This is a genomic window from uncultured Psychroserpens sp., from assembly GCF_947492715.1.
GTDB lineage: Bacteria > Bacteroidota > Bacteroidia > Flavobacteriales > Flavobacteriaceae > Psychroserpens.
In genome coordinates this window covers 710,969-728,506 of record NZ_CANLNS010000001.1, presented here as the reverse complement: position 1 = coordinate 728,506, position 17,538 = coordinate 710,969, and the positions used below count along the sequence as shown (strand labels likewise).

The 17,538-nt window shown below is 34.3% G+C and carries 12 protein-coding genes; 3 read left to right on the top strand and 9 right to left on the bottom strand.

Annotated elements, in window-relative coordinates; all coding sequences use genetic code 11:
• Positions 1–10 precede the first annotated feature (10 nt).
• Together dinB and dnaE are read right to left on the bottom strand one after the other, a co-directional pair.
• Entirely contained in the window at positions 11–1,228 is a 1,218-nt protein-coding gene (gene dinB, locus Q0787_RS03325) for a DNA polymerase IV (protein ID WP_298900807.1), read from the bottom strand.
• Positions 1,221–4,238: a DNA polymerase III subunit alpha gene (gene dnaE / locus Q0787_RS03320; RefSeq protein ID WP_298900806.1), complete on the bottom strand. Its 3,018-nt coding sequence runs from the start codon at positions 4,236–4,238 to the stop codon at positions 1,221–1,223. The genes dinB and dnaE overlap by 8 nt, the downstream gene beginning before the upstream one ends.
• An 82-nt stretch (positions 4,239–4,320) precedes the next feature.
• Here dnaE and Q0787_RS03315 point away from each other — a divergent pair, with 82 nt between their 5' ends.
• Positions 4,321–5,088, top strand: coding sequence for a LexA family transcriptional regulator (locus Q0787_RS03315; protein ID WP_298900805.1), 768 nt, complete (start codon positions 4,321–4,323; stop codon positions 5,086–5,088).
• 43 nt (positions 5,089–5,131) lie between these two features.
• Positions 5,132–5,572, top strand: a complete 441-nt coding sequence (gene umuD / locus Q0787_RS03310) for a LexA family transcriptional regulator (protein WP_298900804.1) — start codon at positions 5,132–5,134, stop codon at positions 5,570–5,572.
• A gap of 70 nt (positions 5,573–5,642) precedes the next feature.
• Here the strand turns inward: umuD and Q0787_RS03305 are convergent, their stop codons facing one another.
• From Q0787_RS03305 to Q0787_RS03275, 7 genes are all read right to left on the bottom strand, one after another.
• Entirely contained in the window at positions 5,643–5,918 is a 276-nt protein-coding gene (locus Q0787_RS03305) for a F0F1 ATP synthase subunit epsilon (RefSeq protein ID WP_298900802.1), read from the bottom strand.
• Between the two features lie 17 nt (positions 5,919–5,935).
• A complete protein-coding gene (gene atpD / locus Q0787_RS03300; RefSeq protein ID WP_298900801.1) occupies positions 5,936–7,444 on the bottom strand; it encodes a F0F1 ATP synthase subunit beta in 1,509 nt (502 codons plus the stop codon).
• A 183-nt stretch (positions 7,445–7,627) separates the two neighbouring features.
• Positions 7,628–9,277 (bottom strand): G-D-S-L family lipolytic protein, encoded by a 1,650-nt coding sequence (locus Q0787_RS03295; RefSeq protein WP_298900800.1) that lies wholly within the window; start codon positions 9,275–9,277, stop codon positions 7,628–7,630.
• 11 nt (positions 9,278–9,288) lie between these two features.
• Entirely contained in the window at positions 9,289–12,042 is a 2,754-nt protein-coding gene (locus tag Q0787_RS03290) for a TonB-dependent receptor (protein ID WP_298900799.1), read from the bottom strand.
• 199 nt (positions 12,043–12,241) lie between these two features.
• Positions 12,242–14,089, bottom strand: a complete 1,848-nt coding sequence (gene glmS, locus Q0787_RS03285) for a glutamine--fructose-6-phosphate transaminase (isomerizing) (RefSeq protein WP_298900798.1) — start codon at positions 14,087–14,089, stop codon at positions 12,242–12,244.
• A 6-nt stretch (positions 14,090–14,095) separates the two neighbouring features.
• The gene (locus tag Q0787_RS03280; RefSeq protein WP_298900797.1) at positions 14,096–15,751 is read right to left on the bottom strand and encodes a DUF4270 domain-containing protein; all 1,656 of its coding nucleotides are present in this window, start codon (positions 15,749–15,751) and stop codon (positions 14,096–14,098) included.
• A gap of 12 nt (positions 15,752–15,763) precedes the next feature.
• Positions 15,764–16,573: a glycogen/starch synthase gene (locus tag Q0787_RS03275; RefSeq protein ID WP_298900796.1), complete on the bottom strand. Its 810-nt coding sequence runs from the start codon at positions 16,571–16,573 to the stop codon at positions 15,764–15,766.
• 109 nt (positions 16,574–16,682) lie between these two features.
• On the opposite strand from Q0787_RS03275, the gene panC reads away from it, so the two are divergent.
• Positions 16,683–17,534 carry a pantoate--beta-alanine ligase gene (gene panC / locus Q0787_RS03270; RefSeq protein WP_298900795.1) on the top strand — a complete coding sequence of 284 codons (852 nt, stop codon included), beginning with the start codon at positions 16,683–16,685 and terminating at the stop codon, positions 17,532–17,534.
• The last annotated feature ends 4 nt before the right edge of the window (positions 17,535–17,538 follow it).

The following is a 17,538-nucleotide window of genomic DNA, read 5'->3' as shown; positions in this document are numbered from 1 at the left end:
GACGATTTTATTATTGTCTTCTATTAGCCAATAGAGGAGGGGGTTCTCCTGTGAAAGGATTCCACCTACTAATAGATTTGGCTTCCATTCCTGCTGCATTAATGACTGCTCGATCGCCATAACGTTCTCGCATTTTATCTATGGCCTGACTTAAATGTAATAGCTTTTCGTCATCTTCAAATAAATGAATTTGATGACCACCTTCTACTAAATGGCTAAATTTCACACCAACTAAACGTACTAATAATCTACGGTTATAAAGTTTTTTGTATAAATCTAATACTACAGGAATAATAGAATGATCCATTGCGCTATACGGAATACGTTGCTGTTGCGTATAGGTTTGAAAATCAGAATAACGTATTTTAAATGTTACGCAAGCTGTTAATTTATTTCCACGACGTAATTGATATGCTAAATTTTCTGCCATAGCAATAACAATACCTTTAAGTTTTGAAACATCAGTTGTATCTCTATTAAAAGTACGTTCTGTAGAAATTGATTTGCGTTCATGATATTGAACTACTGGGCTATTATCTATACCGTTTGCTTTTTTCCATATAGAAAGTCCGTTTTTACCTAGCACTTTATGCATGAGTTCCATAGGCATATCTTGTACAGTTTTAATCCGTTTCACACCTAAATCACATAACGCTTTGTAAGTGACATGTCCAACCATTGGTATTTTTTTAACTGAAAGAGGAGCTAAAAATGGCTTTTCTGTTCCTGAAATAACACGTATTTCATTATTAGGTTTTGCTTCACCTGTGGCAATTTTGGATACAGTTTTATTGAGTGATAGGCCAAATGAAATAGGTAAACCTGTTTCTTTAATAATGCGTTGACGTAATTCTGAAGCCAATTTATGACACCCAAAAAACTTATCCATTCCGGTGAGATCTAGGTAAAATTCATCTATAGAGGTTTTTTCATATAACGGAACGGTTTCTTTTATTACCTCAGTTACATTTTGTGAGAATTTGGTATATATTCCAGAGTTTCCTCTTAGTATGATTGCTTCAGGGCATAGTTGTTTCGCCATACGCATGGGCATGGCAGAGTGTATGCCATATGTTCTAGCTTCATAGCTGCAAGATGCAACAACACCTCGATCACTTGTACCACCAATAAGCACAGGTTTTCCATTAAGCCTACTGTCTAAGAGTCGCTCGCAAGACACAAAAAAAGTATCTAAGTCCATATGTACTATAGATCGATTGTTACTCATAGCGTACTTTTAAATCTTCAAAATTTCTTTTCTTTTGGAATGTTGGATTTGAAGAGTCTATTGCATAACGCGGGTCTTCTATAATTGCAAGACGTTCCATGTTAGAGACTTCAATGTTAACGCATCCAAATTCTAGTATTACTTTTCCTGTAATCGAATAAATACCGTTGCCTCTAAATGGATATTTTGCAGCTATAGGAGGAAAATGAACGGTGTCTATAAAATCACCATCGTAATCCAAAAAAGTGCCAAAGTACATGCGTTTTCCATTTGAGGTAGTTGTGTTTTTTGTTGTAATTAGATAGCCTTCAATAGTGATTGTTTTATGTTGAAAACCTATTAAATGTTTAGCACGTATATGTGTTAAAGACGGTTTGTTTAGTAAATGAAATGGGTTACATAAAGGAAAGCCTAAGAGTTCTATTTCATCAAAAGCATTTTCTAAATCTGTACTTGACAGTTGAGGTGTTTTATAACTTATTTTTTCTGTTTTAAATAAGGTCATAATATGCTCCTGAATTACAGTTTTACTAATTTTTAGATGTGCTTCCCAAAGCAATTCTCGCTTATTTGTTTTAGTAAACCTAAACGCATTAATTTTAATTAAGATAGAGATTTGTTCTACGGAAATAGGAATGCGTTCAATAAAATCATCAAGAGTTTTATAAGTCCCATGTTGCTCACGTTCTGCAATGATTTGCTTCATAAGTTTAGATTCGAATGATTGCAAAAACATAAACCCTAAATATATGGTCTTGGCTTTAATAATAGCTTGAGTAAAACTTGTATTGATACATGGTGGCTTTATAATTCCTCCATGCATTCTTGCTTCATGTACATAGAGTTCGGTTCTGTAAAACCCTCCAAAATTATTAATGGTGGCTGTCATGTATTCTAATGGGAAATAGGCTTTTAAAAAAAGACTTTGATAGCTTTCTACTGCATAAGATGCAGAGTGACCTTTTGCAAAAGCATAGCCAGCAAAACTTTCAATTTGTCGCCAAACATCTGCAGTAAATGCTTCTGGTTCTCCAGCTGTTTTACAATTATCAAAAAACTGTTGTTTCACCTTCAAAAATTCTTCTCGTGAACGGAACTTTCCAGACATCCCTCGTCGTAACATATCGGCTTCTCCTAAAGTGAGTCTGCCAAAGTGATGAGCTACTTTAATAACATCTTCTTGGTAAACCATAACACCATAAGTTTCTGGCATAAGTTTAGATAGTACAGGGTGTGCTTCTTTGCGCTTTTCGGGATAACGATACCTTAAAATATACTCACGCATCATTCCGCTTTTGGCAACACCAGGACGAATTACCGAACTTGCTGCAACCAATCCTAAATAATTGTCAACCTGTAACTTTTTTAGAAGCATACGCATAGCTGGTGATTCTACATAAAAACAACCAATTGCTTTAGCATTCCGAAGTAAATATTTAATGCGTTCGTCTTTTTTAAAACGTTTTATATCATGAATATCTATTGGTGGTAATTGAGGGCGATTATATCTAACAATGGCAACAGCATCCTTTATCTTTCCTAGTCCGCGTTGACTTAAAATATCAAACTTATATAAGCCAATATCTTCAGCAACTACCATATCAAACTGTGTCGTAGGAAATCCTTTAGGAGGCATAAATGTAGCACCATAATAATGAATGGGTTTTTCTGAAATTAATATACCTCCAGCATGGATACCTAAATAATTTGGAAAACCTTCAATATAAGTACTGTATTTAATAACGAGTTGTGACAATTGATCGAGCTGATTGATATTATACTTCCCTCTAGTGAGTATATCCATTTCCGATTTAGGTAAACCAAAAACTTTACCTAATTCTCGAACCGATGCTCTAAATTTAAAAGTATTATAAACTGTTATAAGTGCTGTGTTTTTAAAAGTTTTGAAAATGAATTGGGTAATATCATCACGGTCTTTCCAGGAAAAATCAATATCAAAATCTGGTGGGTTTTGCCGAAAGAGATTAATAAAACGTTCAAAATATAAATCGAGTTCTATAGGATCTACATCTGTAATACGAAGTAGGTAGGCAATAATACTATTGGCCCCACTACCACGACCAACATAGAAATAACCTTTACTACGTGCGTATTTTAAAATTTTCCAATTAATTAAAAAATAGGATACAAACCCTTTTGCATTAATAATAGAAAGTTCTTTTTCTATACGTTTAAAAATAGTTGTATCTGGATCTTTGTAGCGATAGTGTAAACCTTCATAGGTGAGTTTTTTTAAAAGTTTAAAATCTAGAACTTCGCTATTAGTGTATGTTTTTTGATTGTTTGGTATTTGTTGCGAGAAGTCAAAATTAATAGAACATTTGTCCATTAACTGTTTTGTGTTTTCAATAAGTGTTGGAAACTCTTCATAGGTACTGCACAGCTGTTGGTAAGGCATCATCGTATGATTAGAATCTCCTTCTTCGGTCTTAGGAAGTTTACTTAGTAAAGTATTATTGTCAATAGCACGCAACAAACGATGAGTGTTGAATCCTTTTTTATTTTGAAAGGAGACTGTTTTTAAAATCACTAATTGATGTTGCAGTGTATTCCAACGAGAAAATTTAAGGTTATTAAGGTCTTTAGGGGTAACCCCTAAAAATTCATCGGTTTTTAAATTATAATCTACTCCTTTTAGATATGGATAAATGACATAACAGTCATTGATTTTTGTTTCTGGTCGGTCAGGAATTTTTAGCTCTTGATTGTATAAATGTTTAGATAAGTAATGATTAATATTTTGAAAACCATTATTGTTTTTAGCAATTAAAATAAATTGCTGTTCTGTACCATTTCTAAAATCTACGCCAAGAATTGGTTTAATATTATAGTTGCTAGAAAGACGTACAAAGTCTAAGCATGCAGAAGTATTGTTAATATCAGTAAGTGCTAAAGTATTTAAATTGTTTGCAAAGGCCATAGCAAGCAATTGTTTTGGTGCAATTGAACCATAACGTAGACTGTAATATGTGTGACAATTAAGATACATGACAAGGATTAACAAAATTAACTACTATTTGTAGTAATTGTTGCTTATATTTGTAGTAAATACTGTTAAAGTCATTTTAATAATGAAAAATATACAAGCAAATATTAGGCATTTACGTTCCTTGAAAAAGTTCTCACAAGAACGTTTTGCAGAAGAATTAGGTTGGTCAAGATCAATGGTAGGATCTTATGAAGAAGGACGTTCTGAGCCTCCAATTGAGCGATTAATTGAGTTATCTCGCTATATAAATATACCCATAGATATCTTAGTTAAAAAAGATTTAAGACAAGCCAAAGACACATCATTTATACAAATAGGAAATAAACGTGTACTATTTCCTATCACAGTTAATGAAGATAATGAAGATTTGATTGAAATTATTCCAACAAAGGCATCTGCAGGTTATCTTGAAGGTTATGATGATCCAGAATATATTGAGCAATTGCAAAAAATTAAACTGCCTTTTTTACCAACAGGAACACATCGTGCGTTTCCTATAAAAGGAGATTCTATGTTACCAGTAAAGGATGGAGCATTTATTGTTGCAAAATTTGTTGAATCTATTGATGAAGTTAAAAACGGAAGAACCTATATTGTATTAACAAAGAATGATGGTTTGGTATACAAACGTGTTTATATACCGAAAGACGATGAGGTTAATCTATTATTAAGTTCAGATAATACATCTTATGAACCGTATTTGGTTAGAAAAGAGGCTATTTTAGAGCTTTGGGAGTTTACGTGTTGTATTAATACGCAGGAGTATGATGAAAAGGAATTAAAGATGAGTAATATTATGGCCATGTTTCAAGAGTTACGCGTAGAATTAGAAGCTATAAAGCAGATGTAAGGATATTTAAGTGCTTACAGTGATTAACAAAATTTATATCCATATGAAAACACAAAACACAGAACATTTAGACTTCTTTATACCAGAAGTTATTGAAGGTGCGGCAGCACAATTATTTGATGCAGGAATTTCGGCTGGTTTTCCATCGCCAGCAGAAGACTTTAATGAGCAGCGTTTGTCATTAGATGCAGAGCTAGTCAAAAATAAGGACACTACTTTTTACGCTCGTGTGAGTGGGCAATCTATGATTGGTGCAGGATTAGAGGATAATGATTTATTGGTTATTGATAGAAGTATAGAACCAGCTAATAATAAAATAGCCGTTTGTTTTTTAGATGGAGAGTTTACAGTGAAACGTTTGCGGGTTTCAGATAATCAAATGTGGTTACAGCCCGAAAACCCAGATTATCCTATAATACATATCACCGAAGCGAATAACTTTGTGATTTGGGGTATTGTCACTAATGTGATAAAGAAAGTTTAAGAATATGCGCATAAAAAAACGCCAAACTAAAAGTTTGACGTTTTATATATGTGTAAATAAATATACTGTCTTAGTCTGCTAAAACAATAACTTTATTATCTTTCATTTCAATTGTTCCAGAAGTAATTGGTAGCCAAAATCCTTTATCTGTTTTATTGAATAAGGATTCAACATTTTCTTCTAAAGTAATGTTGCCGTTAATTTTCACATGACCTTCTTTTAATAAAGAGATAATAGGCGCGTGATTATTTAACATTTCAAATTCACCCATCACACCTGGTACTGTAACGCTAGTTACTTCTCCGCTAAATAGTGTAGCTTCTGGTGATACAATTTCTAAAAGCATGTTTTTATAATTTTAGATTAAGCTTCTGCAAGCATTTTTTCTCCAGCTTCAATTGCTTCTTCAATAGTTCCTTTAAGGTTAAATGCTGCTTCTGGTAAGTGATCTAATTCACCATCCATAATCATATTAAATCCTTTAATAGTTTCTTTAATATCAACTAATACACCAGGAATACCTGTAAATTGTTCTGCTACGTGGAATGGTTGAGATAAGAAACGTTGTACACGTCTTGCTCTACCTACAGCCATTTTATCTTCTTCAGATAATTCTTCCATACCTAAGATGGCAATAATATCTTGTAATTCTTTATAGCGTTGTAATAACTCTTTTACACGTTGTGCACAATCGTAGTGATCATTACCTAAAATATCGGCAGTTAAGATTCTTGATGTAGAATCTAATGGATCTACCGCAGGATAGATACCAAGCTCAGCAATTTTACGAGATAATACTGTAGTTGCATCTAAGTGAGCAAACGTTGTAGCAGGAGCAGGATCGGTTAAATCATCTGCAGGTACGTAAACCGCTTGTACAGAAGTAATAGATCCTTTCTTTGTTGATGTAATACGCTCTTGCATTGCACCCATTTCTGTTGCTAATGTTGGTTGGTAACCTACCGCAGAAGGCATACGACCAAGTAATGCAGATACCTCAGATCCAGCTTGTGTAAAACGGAAGATGTTATCTACGAAGAAAAGAACATCTTTTCCTTGTCCATCACCAGCTCCATCACGGAAATATTCTGCTATAGTTAATCCTGAAAGTGCTACACGAGCACGAGCTCCAGGAGGCTCGTTCATTTGTCCGAAAACGAAAGTTGCTTTAGAGTCTTTCATTGCAGATTTATCAACTTTAGATAAATCCCATCCACCATCTTCCATAGAGTGCATGAAATCATCACCATACTTGATAATTCCTGATTCTAACATTTCACGAAGTAAATCATTACCTTCACGAGTACGTTCACCTACACCAGCAAATACTGAAAGTCCACCATGTCCTTTTGCAATATTATTAATCAACTCCTGAATTAATACAGTTTTACCAACACCTGCACCACCAAATAAACCAATTTTACCACCTTTTGCATAAGGCTCAATTAAATCGATTACTTTAATACCAGTAAATAAAACTTCTGTAGACGTTGATAAATCTTCAAACTTAGGCGCTTGTCTGTGAATTGGTAAACCGTTATCGCCAGATTTTGGTAAATCTCCAATACCATCAATGGCATCACCAATTACGTTGAAAAGACGTCCGTAGATATCTCCACCAATTGGCATTTGAATTGGAGCACCAGTTGCAGTAGCTTCTGTTCCTCTACTTAAACCATCAGATGAATCCATTGCAATAGTTCGTACAGTATCTTCACCAATGTGAGACTGTACTTCTAATACTAATATAGAACCATCAGCTTTTTTAATTTCTAAAGAATCATAGATTTTTGGAAGTTCAGAACCAGCTCCGAATTCTACATCGATAACTGGACCAACTATTTGTGCAACTTTACCTGTAACTTTTGACATTACTTATGTGTTTAATGTTTAGATATAAATTTGATGCGAAAAACACCTGTTTTTTCGCGCTGCAAATATACAGGTTTTAATTTAAACTTAAAGCAAATTTTTACGGCTTTTTTATGTATAAAAAAACACCTTCATTTTCAAACGTTAAATGAAGGTGTTTTCTAATTAAATGTGTCTTTGTTTTTATTGTAGTGCAGGCGAATAGTTCGTTGGAAAATCCCCAACATTAACAAAATTACCTGAAGCCTCGAAGTTCGATCCGTAAGCGGCATCAATAGCTTTCATAAATTCATTTGCAATTAGAGCATATCCTCTAGCATTTGGATGAACACCATCTAAAGAGAATGCACCTCCAGTCACTAAGTCATCTGTTAAAATGAAATCGCCTGTAGCAATACCTCCATTAGCTAATTGATTAAGTAAGGCATTGGCATCTACAAATGCTAAACCAGCTTGAGTAGCACTAGCAGCAATAGTAGCATTATAACCAGAAGTAGCTTGTGCAATTTCAGCTTGTTCTGTAGGTAATAAAACCCATTTATCTTCTAAAGGTAACGATACACCTTCTACAGCAAATTGTCCAGCTAAAGTAGGTGGTAAGCCTTGTGTTCCTAAGAATGCAGCGAAATCTTCGTTAACTGTTCCAATAACTGCTGAACTAGGTAGTACCATTAAATCATTAGCATTAGCTTGTCTAGCTTGTCCATAAACAAATCCTAATAAACCAGCTACTTGCGGCGCAGCTGCAGCAGGTAATCCAAACGACTGAACAAATGCAGGGAAAGTTGGACTAGCAAGTAATACTCCAGTAATTTGAGTGGATAAATCTGCTAAACTTTCATCTCTAATAACAACTGCACTTGCTGCTGTTTCAGAAAATACAATTTGTCGTTCTGTAGCATTTGGAACCCCTTGCGTTTCTAAGAAAGCAAATACTTGATTCAATTGCCCGAAAATACCATTAAGTGTTGGTATCTGAGGTCCAAAACTAGGATTAGATGGATCAAGAGGATTATGAGGTACAGTGGTAAAGAATGGTATAGATGTTACATCAGGAACATTGGCAATAATACCTTGAGCACCTTGAGATGTCAGCGTTGTAATTAGCGTACCATAAGCAAAGTCAAAAGTTCCTTGGTCTGTTAAACCGCCAGAAGCTCCACCAGAAGTGGCATAACCTAATACATCATTATTTCCTATCCATAGTGAGAAAAATGAAGGCGACTGTGCCATTGCTAATTCTAACATAGAAGCATCTGTGTTTCCTGCAATTCTAATAGCATATGGATTAGCAGCAGCAGGAAAGTTTGCCAAACTGCCATAGCCGTTTGCTAGTAAATGAAAACTTGCAGCTCCAGGAACCCCTAGGTTATTAAATGGTCCTGTAGGATTATTTAAAGCAAAATCTGTAGTTGACATTGCCAATGGATTTAAACTTTCTAAAGGCACAGGACTTGAACCATTAAACACTAATCTAGGCGCAAATAAACGTTCGCCAGTTACAGGGTTTAGAACAGGATTTCCTGCTAATAAAAGGCCTCCAACATTATCGCTTGTTAATGGCTGTGTAAAATTTCCACCACCAACTAATGCGAATTTTTGAGATAAAGTGTTTGGATATGAGTTTTGCTGACCAGCAATAAACAATGCATTATCTGTAAATCCAGCTGTTAATGAGTTTCCTAAAGCAACGTAATTAGAAAAGTTTGCAGATCCAGCTGTTAAGGCTGGTAACTCAACGGCCGCTTCTGTTGTGTCGAAGTCTTCTTCATCATTACATGCCGTAAATCCAATAAGGATCGCAGACAATAGAATATATTTTATAGTTTTCATTATTGTAATTTTTATAAGTTATTAATTGTCCAAGATACATAGTACATAGATCCAATAAATCCAGTACCGAAGGCAGTAAAGTACTCCTTACCAGTTAAGTTCGTAGCACCAGCTTTAAAAGATGATTTTAAACTAGGAACTCTATAGTTTATTTGCGCATCTAAGACATGGAATTCAGGAACAACACCTTCTCCAAAGGTAGCTTCCCAGAAATAGTCATCACTAAACCTGTAAGCAATATTAAATCCAAAGTTTTTAAACAATTCGGTATTTCCAAATGATGCTTTAAATTTATGCTCTGGTGTATTAAAGTTTGTCATGAAATCTGGATTAGCTTCTTGATCAAAATCTTGTTTAGTGAATGTATAACTTCCGCCTAAATCAAAATTACCAAAAACTTTGGTCGATAAACCAAGAGAAGCTCCGTATGAATTTACATCGGCATCAGAATTTGTATACGTACTGTACGCTTGAGAGTCTCCATTTGCAATTGCAGCAACAGATAACGATCCGTCTCCTACAGTTCCGTAAAGTGGAGAAATAACAACTTCTTGAGAAATGAAGTCTTTGTATTTGTTATAATAAGCACTAAAGTCTACAATTAATTTATTGAACTTTCCTCTATATCCAGCTTCAAATGAAATTACCTGTTCTGGTTCTACTAAACTAGGATTACCTACTTCTAGTGCTGTTGGATCTCCTGTTTCTTGTAAAGCTAATACAGAGCTCAATGTATAAGAATTATTATAAGCTGCAGCTCCAGTTTGATTTACTGTAGCAGGTATTCCTAATGCTTGACCTGCGGCACTAATGCCATAGTCTCTTGTATATCTTTCTAAGTTGTCAGGAGCAGCACCAACTAAAATGGCTCTACCAGCATCTAAACCAATAAATAAATCTTGAGTTGTTGGGTTTCTAAATCCTGTTTGTACAGAAGCTCTAATATTATGATTTTGATTCACTGTAAGTCCAGCAGATAATCTTGGTGAGAAGAAACCATCAAAGAATTCAGATTTATCGTAACGAACAGATCCTGTTAGTTTTAAATCCATAGTTTCATTCAGCTCAAATTCTTTTTGTATTTGTGTGTAAATACCAAATTCTGAATAGTTAATAGGACCATCGGTATCTGTATATATTGTTCCTCCTGAATTTAGACTATAACGTCTGTAAGAACCACCAACTTGAATATTAGCAAAATCTGTTAGGTGACTAAAATTGTAGTTACCATCGGCGTGATAGTATTTAGAAGCATCTTGAAACTTTGATCCCGTCGTTAAATCTGGGTCGTTAATACTTCTATCAAATGCTGCTTGAAATTCTGGAGATCCAGGTTCGAAACGACCAGATTCTGCTTGAGCTCTTGCCGCAGCATGTGCCTGAGCGTCGGTAGCACCTCCTAATGTTTGTGCTACATAAGTGCCAATGTATTCCCCGAACCATTGTTCATCACTTTTCCATGCTCTGTTAATGTTAATACCAGTAAATACCATATCATATGAGTCTCCTGCTTTATCAGCAACTACATAACCTCTTAAGAAGAAATTGTCGTTTCTAACTTCTAGTTTGTGTTGCTCTTGGAAGAACCCATTAATATTATACCTATTTGTTCCTTGGTAAATTGTAGATCCTGTTCCTACTTTACCAACATAAGATAATTCTAGGCTATTGCCTTCAATTGGACGATAGTATAATCCCCAATCTGCTTTTACACTTTCGGCATTATAGTTAGTTAAGTCACGCTCGTTATAACCAGTTCTACTTACTTCAACATCTGGAACTATACCAACGCCTCCGGCTAATCCTCTAATGTTAGCAGAAACTTCATCTCCATATACATTAATACCATTATAGTTTATATTCGTTGCTCTTGTGCCTCCAACAAGGTCATTATCAACCTCACTAGTTGCTGCCCAATCGGTTCCTTTTAAGTAACCAAAATTAACTTTCGCTGCAAACTTATCGCTAAACTTATATGCTGCACGGAAGCCTAAATCTGTATAGTTATTATCTCCAGCGGCCTCTTGAGAGGTGATACCAGTTTTAATGTATCCGCTAATACCTTGATGGTCAAAAGGATTTTTACTTCTCATGAATAAAATACCATTAAATGCATTTGCTCCATATAGTGCAGAAGACGCACCTGGTAGAAGTTCTACACTCAACACATCGGTTTCTGTCATACCTACTAAGTTTCCAATAGGGAAATTTAATGCAGGCGTAGAGTTGTCCATTCCATCAACTAATTGCATAAAACGTGTATTAGCAAATGTGGCAAAACCTCTTGTGTTTATAGATTTAAAAGTTAAACTGTTAGTGTTAACATCAACACCTTTAAGGTCTTCTAATCCACCATAAAAATCGGCTGATGCTGTGTTTTTAATTTCTTTTAAACCAAAACGTTCAACCGTTACGGGAGATTCAAAAATACGTTCTGGAGTTCTAGATGCAGAAATAACAACTTCATCAAGTGATGTTCCTTCAATCATAGTAACATCTATGGTTTGAGGATTAGTTGTCACTTCTTTGGTAACGGTATCAAAACCAACACTACTTATTTGAATAGAAAAAGGAGGGTCTTGATTTACTACTAAGGTATAGTTACCATCAAAATCTGTAATTGCACCAGTCGTTGTTCCTACAACAAGAATATTGGCTCCTGCTAAGGGAATACCATTATTGTCAACGACTTTACCTTTAACTGTTGTTTGCGCAAAAGCAAATGCACAACAAAACAGCATCATAATCTTAAAAATTGTCTTCATTTTAGGGAATTAGTTAAATTTAGTAAAGCAATATAAATAATTATATGATACTGAAATGAAAAAAATCACAAAAATTATGCATGCATAATAGTTTTTAACTAAAAAAAGGGGTATTATTTGAATATTCCGTAAAAATAAAAAGCTGAAAATGTGAATTTTACATTTTCAGCTTCATTTATTAATGAGTCTAATGATAATCTTATTCTACTGTAACGGCCTTAGCTAAATTTCGAGGTTGGTCTACATTTTTTCCAAGCATTAAGGCAATATGATATGACAGTAATTGTAAAGGAATTGTTGTTAATAAAGGTGTTAGAGATTCAATAGTTTCAGGGACTTCGATAACATGATCTGCTAAACCTTTTACTTGTTTGTCACCTTCTGTAACAATACCAATAATTTTCCCTTTACGCGATTTTATTTCTTGGATATTACTTACAACTTTTTCATAATGGCCTTTTTTAGTAGCAATAACAACAATTGGCATATTTTCATCAATAAGCGCAATTGGACCATGTTTCATTTCAGCAGCAGGGTAACCTTCGGCATGAATGTATGAAATTTCCTTTAGTTTTAAGGCGCCTTCAAGGGCTACAGGAAAGTTATAGCCTCTTCCTAAGTATAAAAAGTTATGGACATCTTTATAAATAGATGCAATTGTTTTTACGTAAGCGTCAGATTCTAGAGCTGTTCTTACTTTTTCAGGAATAAGTTCCAATTCTATTAAGTGATGTCTATAATCTGTACTAGATATTGTTCCCTTAGCACGAGCCAAACGAAGTGCAATAAGTGTTAATACTGTAATTTGCGTGGTAAATGCTTTGGTAGAAGCAACTCCAATTTCGGGACCAGCATGTGTATAGGCTCCAGCGTGAGTTTCTCTTGCAATAGAAGAACCAACAACGTTACAAACGCCAAATACAAATGCGCCTTTAGATTTCGCTAATTTAATAGCCGCTAATGTGTCTGCTGTTTCACCAGATTGAGATATTGCAATAACAACATCATTCTCAGTTATTACAGGGTTTCTGTATCTAAATTCAGATGCATATTCAACTTCCACCGGGATTCTAGCTAAATCTTCAAAAATATATTCTGATACTAATCCAGCATGCCAAGATGTACCACAAGCCACAACAATAATGCGATGAGCATTGAGGAACTTTTTCATGTTGTCTTCAACACCAGCCATTTTTATAATGGCCTCATTGGTTAAAAGTCGCCCTCTAAAGGTGTCTAAAATAGCACTTGGCTGCTCGTATATTTCTTTTAGCATGAAATGATCATACCCTCCTTTTTCTATTTGTTCAAGATTTAATTGAAGTGCTTGAACGTAAGGGTCTACCAAAGAATCATCTTTAATTTTTCTAATTTTAACACCTTTATTCCGTCTTACTATAGCCATTTCTTCGTCTTCAAGATAAATAGCATTTTTAGTATATTCTATAAAAGGAGAGGCATCACTAGCTATAAAAAATTCATCTTCACCAATACCGATGGCAAGTGGACTTCCTAAGCGTGCTACAACAATTTCATTAGGTTTGTTTTTGTCGAAAACGGCAATGGCATAAGCACCTACCACTTGATTTAATGCGATTTGAACTGCTTTACCAAGTTTGATGTTTTCGTTTTTTTTGACATCTTCAATGAGATTAACTAAGACTTCGGTGTCAGTGTCTGATTTGAAGATGTAACCTCTTTTAATTAATTCTTTTTTTAGAGATTCATAGTTTTCAATAATTCCATTATGGATAATTACTAAATCTCCAGAATTTGAATAATGAGGATGAGAATTGACATCATTTGGGACACCATGTGTTGCCCAGCGTGTATGACCAATACCAAGAGAACCATGTGTTGAAATTTCATTTTCAAGCCTCGTCTCTAAATCGGCAACTTTGCCTTTAGTTTTAGATAATTTAATGTCTGTTCCGTCGTAAAGAGCAATACCAGCACTATCATAACCTCTATATTCTAATCGTTTTAAACCTTTTAGAATAATAGGATAAGCTTCACGATGCCCTATGTAACCAACAATTCCGCACATATTGATTTAGTTGTTTGGTTCAGTAAAAAATATTTCTAAATATAACTTTTTTTCCTCATTAGAAGTATTATTACCAAAAAGAACTGTACCTCGAGGTGAGATGATAGAACTAACAGGAACACCTTCAACAGCCTCGGTTCCATCTAAAACATCAAATAAAAACGTATTGTTTTCTAAATTTATGTTTCCAGATACAGATAAACCAAGTCTTACATTGGTAGAATCCCTTAACAGTAAATTATTTATGTGTTCTGTTATTTTGATTTTGTACTTAATACCGTCTTGGGTTGGATCTTCATCAACACGTTGTAATCTCCCTAGGTGGTTGATTCTCGAAAATGAAGGAAAAGCTGTGTTAGCATTATCTAGGAAATAATCTGTTAATGGTGTTCTGTTTTCTGCGTCGTACATATATAGACGATCGGGTTCATCACCATCCACTTGAGATTGGTCAACGAAAAACACAAGATTAGCTTCATTAACAAGTTTTTTACTACTTACAAATTTACCATCTGCATCTGTGACTACAAATTCATTTTTGAAAGTTTCGAAAACATTATCATTGGTGTCATCATCATCAAGGTCATCACCATTAAATAGTTTGATTTCGGCCACAGAGCCTTGACCTCCTTTTAAAATAAGGTTCTCATCACCTGTAGTTTCATTTCCATTTGGAATTGTAAAACTGTTAGAAATAAAATTCACGCGATTATTTCTAAAGTTTAATACATAAGTGGCACTCACAGGGTCGGCATCTTCAACATCGCTATCTCTTTTATAAAAAATGGTAATGTTAGCAGCTGGTGCTGTAATGTTTAATAGAGAAAGGTTTCCATTATTGCCAATAGCCTCTGCTTTGAAATAAATACCTCTAAAATAGTCATTAAAGTTATTGGCATTACTCAACTCTGGCTCTCCTTCCTTGTCAATAATTTTTTCACGCCAATATGTTGTGTCAAGTCTAGCTCTTAAAGCCGGCACAAGTCTACCTGTTAATTCACCAGCTTCATCTGTTAGTTTTATTTGTAGTGGGCTAGGAACAAAATTATTGAAATCTAAATCTGTTTCACCGTCGTCATCCACTAATAAGTCTATTGGAACAGCTTCTAATTGACTTTGATCAATAAAATCTAATCCCGTACTCATGTTGGCGTAGTATAATTGTGGATCATTAATGTCTCCTGAAGGGTTGAAATCTCTTAAAAAATAGTTGCTTTCAAAAAGTGATAATTTTATTCCAGAGCCACCAAATACCGAATCTAATTCGTACAACGTTCCTCCATCTTCTTCTAGTTCGGTAGGTGTACTAAAATAAGGAATGTTTAATACTACCGAATCAATAACAACATTGTTTCCAAATGTTGGATTAATAAGTGTAGATTCAACTTCTGTTACAAAACTAGAGGTTGTTAAGCCATTATTAATTTCGTCTTTATAAACCCCTAATAAATTAACGGGTAAACCATTTGTTTGAACGGGATCTAAGGATTTTGTGTACGCAATAACGTCAAAATCTCTAGATGTCGTATTAAAATGTGTTGCATTATCGTCATTGATAATATCAGAATCGATATCAGCAAAGTCTTTATCACAAGCTATAAAGCAGCTAACTAAAAAGCTTAGTACTGCTAAATTTCTTAGAGCAATTTTTCTATTTTTCATAAATTATGTTTACTAATCTAAAACTTTAGTATTGTAAAATTCTGTGTATTGGTCTGCGAAATCTTCTAATGGATAGTAGTCTAAAACAGGTTTGTCTGTAGCCCCAAGATAATCATCAAGCTCTTGTGGTAAATCGCTCGACCCTTTAATTAATGCATCTGAATGGTCTATAGCAATCTTCATAAGATTGTTATATGTCGGGTTAACCAAAGATTCTATCTTGCTTTCATCCACATTATCAAATTTCACTTTATTAATCATGTTCTTATCTAACGTTCCATCAAAACTTTGATTGTATACAGAGGTCACAATTTTACTTTCCGTAAATAAAGGTTCGTTTTTATAGAATTCTTTAAGGTACAATGGAAGCAATGATGCGAGCCAGCCATTAACATGAATAATGTCTGGAGACCAGTTTAGTTTCTTTACGGTCTCAATAACCCCTTTGGCAAAAAATATGGCACGTTCATCATTATCATCGAATAACTTTCCATCTTCGTCTGTTAACGTTGCTTTTCTTTTGAAATATTCTTCGTTGTCAATGAAGTAAACCTGAATTCTTTCCTTTGGGATCGATGCCACCTTTATAATTAATGGCATATCTAAATCGTTGATTACTAAATTAATTCCAGATAATCTAATCACTTCATGAAGCTGATGTCTCCTTTCGTTAATATTTCCATAACGAGGCATAAATATTCTTATCTGTCCTCCTTGTTTGTTTACCATTTTTGGAGCTTCAAACGACATTGAAGAAATCTCAGTTTCTGGTAAATATGGTACAACCTCAGATGACACATACAATATTCTCTTATCTTTCATAAATCTTGCGTTTTTGGAATTAAAAATAAAAAACATGCAAAATTACAAAAATTTATGCAAATTGCCAGTAAAATATTAAGTTTGCAGGCTGTTAAACTTTTGTTATTGTATGACAATTTTTAAAAATAAAACAGACCTAATAGCATATGTAGATACTATTAAGTCTAATAATAAAACACTCGGTTTTGTGCCAACTATGGGTGCATTACATGATGGACATGCCTCTCTAATTATTGAAGGCTTGAAACAAAATGACTTTGTTGCAGTTAGTATTTTTGTGAATCCAACTCAATTTGATAAGCAAGAAGATCTAGTAAAATACCCAAGAACTTTAGATAGCGATGTGGGCTTATTGTCTAAGATTTCCGAAGATGAAATCATTGTTTATGCCCCAACTGTAGAAGATATTTATGGAGATAATGTAGTTTCAACTTCGTTTTCATATGATGGTTTAGAGCATGAAATGGAAGGCAAATTTAGGGATGGGCATTTTGATGGTGTAGGAACGATTGTAAAACGTCTTTTTGAAATTGTTAGACCAGATAACTCATATTTTGGAGAAAAAGATTTTCAACAACTTATGATTATTAAAAAATTGGTTGAAAAATATGACATTCCGGTAAAAGTTAACGGTTGTAAGATTCATCGTGCTGAAGATGGCCTAGCCATGAGTTCTCGAAATATGAGATTAAAGCCAGAGTATAGAAATGCCTCACCATTTATCTATAAAACTTTAAAGTCTGCAAAAGAAAAGTTTGAGACAAAAAGTGCTAATAAGGTGACAGAATGGGTGAGCAAACAATTTGCGAAGCATGAATTATTAGAACTAGAATATTTTATCATAGCAGATGCTGAAACCTTAAAAACGGTAAAACGAAAATCAAACAAATCTTCATACAGAGCATTTATTGCAGTTTATGCAGATGATATTAGACTAATAGATAATATCGCTCTAAATTAATTAT

What these genes read in the sequence shown, in the direction of transcription:
- glmS (WP_298900798.1), bottom strand. Translation starts at nt 14,089, where the DNA reads ATGTGCGGAATTGTTGGTTACATAGGGCATCGTGAAGCTTATCCTATT.
- dnaE (WP_298900806.1), bottom strand. Translation starts at nt 4,238, where the DNA reads ATGTATCTTAATTGTCACACATATTACAGTCTACGTTATGGTTCAATT.
- Q0787_RS03280 (WP_298900797.1), bottom strand. Translation starts at nt 15,751, where the DNA reads ATGAAAAATAGAAAAATTGCTCTAAGAAATTTAGCAGTACTAAGCTTT.
- umuD (WP_298900804.1), top strand. Translation starts at nt 5,132, where the DNA reads ATGAAAACACAAAACACAGAACATTTAGACTTCTTTATACCAGAAGTT.
- panC (WP_298900795.1), top strand. Translation starts at nt 16,683, where the DNA reads ATGACAATTTTTAAAAATAAAACAGACCTAATAGCATATGTAGATACT.
- Q0787_RS03315 (WP_298900805.1), top strand. Translation starts at nt 4,321, where the DNA reads ATGAAAAATATACAAGCAAATATTAGGCATTTACGTTCCTTGAAAAAG.
- Q0787_RS03275 (WP_298900796.1), bottom strand. Translation starts at nt 16,573, where the DNA reads ATGAAAGATAAGAGAATATTGTATGTGTCATCTGAGGTTGTACCATAT.
- atpD (WP_298900801.1), bottom strand. Translation starts at nt 7,444, where the DNA reads ATGTCAAAAGTTACAGGTAAAGTTGCACAAATAGTTGGTCCAGTTATC.
- dinB (WP_298900807.1), bottom strand. Translation starts at nt 1,228, where the DNA reads ATGAGTAACAATCGATCTATAGTACATATGGACTTAGATACTTTTTTT.
- Q0787_RS03290 (WP_298900799.1), bottom strand. Translation starts at nt 12,042, where the DNA reads ATGAAGACAATTTTTAAGATTATGATGCTGTTTTGTTGTGCATTTGCT.
- Q0787_RS03305 (WP_298900802.1), bottom strand. Translation starts at nt 5,918, where the DNA reads ATGCTTTTAGAAATTGTATCACCAGAAGCTACACTATTTAGCGGAGAA.
- Q0787_RS03295 (WP_298900800.1), bottom strand. Translation starts at nt 9,277, where the DNA reads ATGAAAACTATAAAATATATTCTATTGTCTGCGATCCTTATTGGATTT.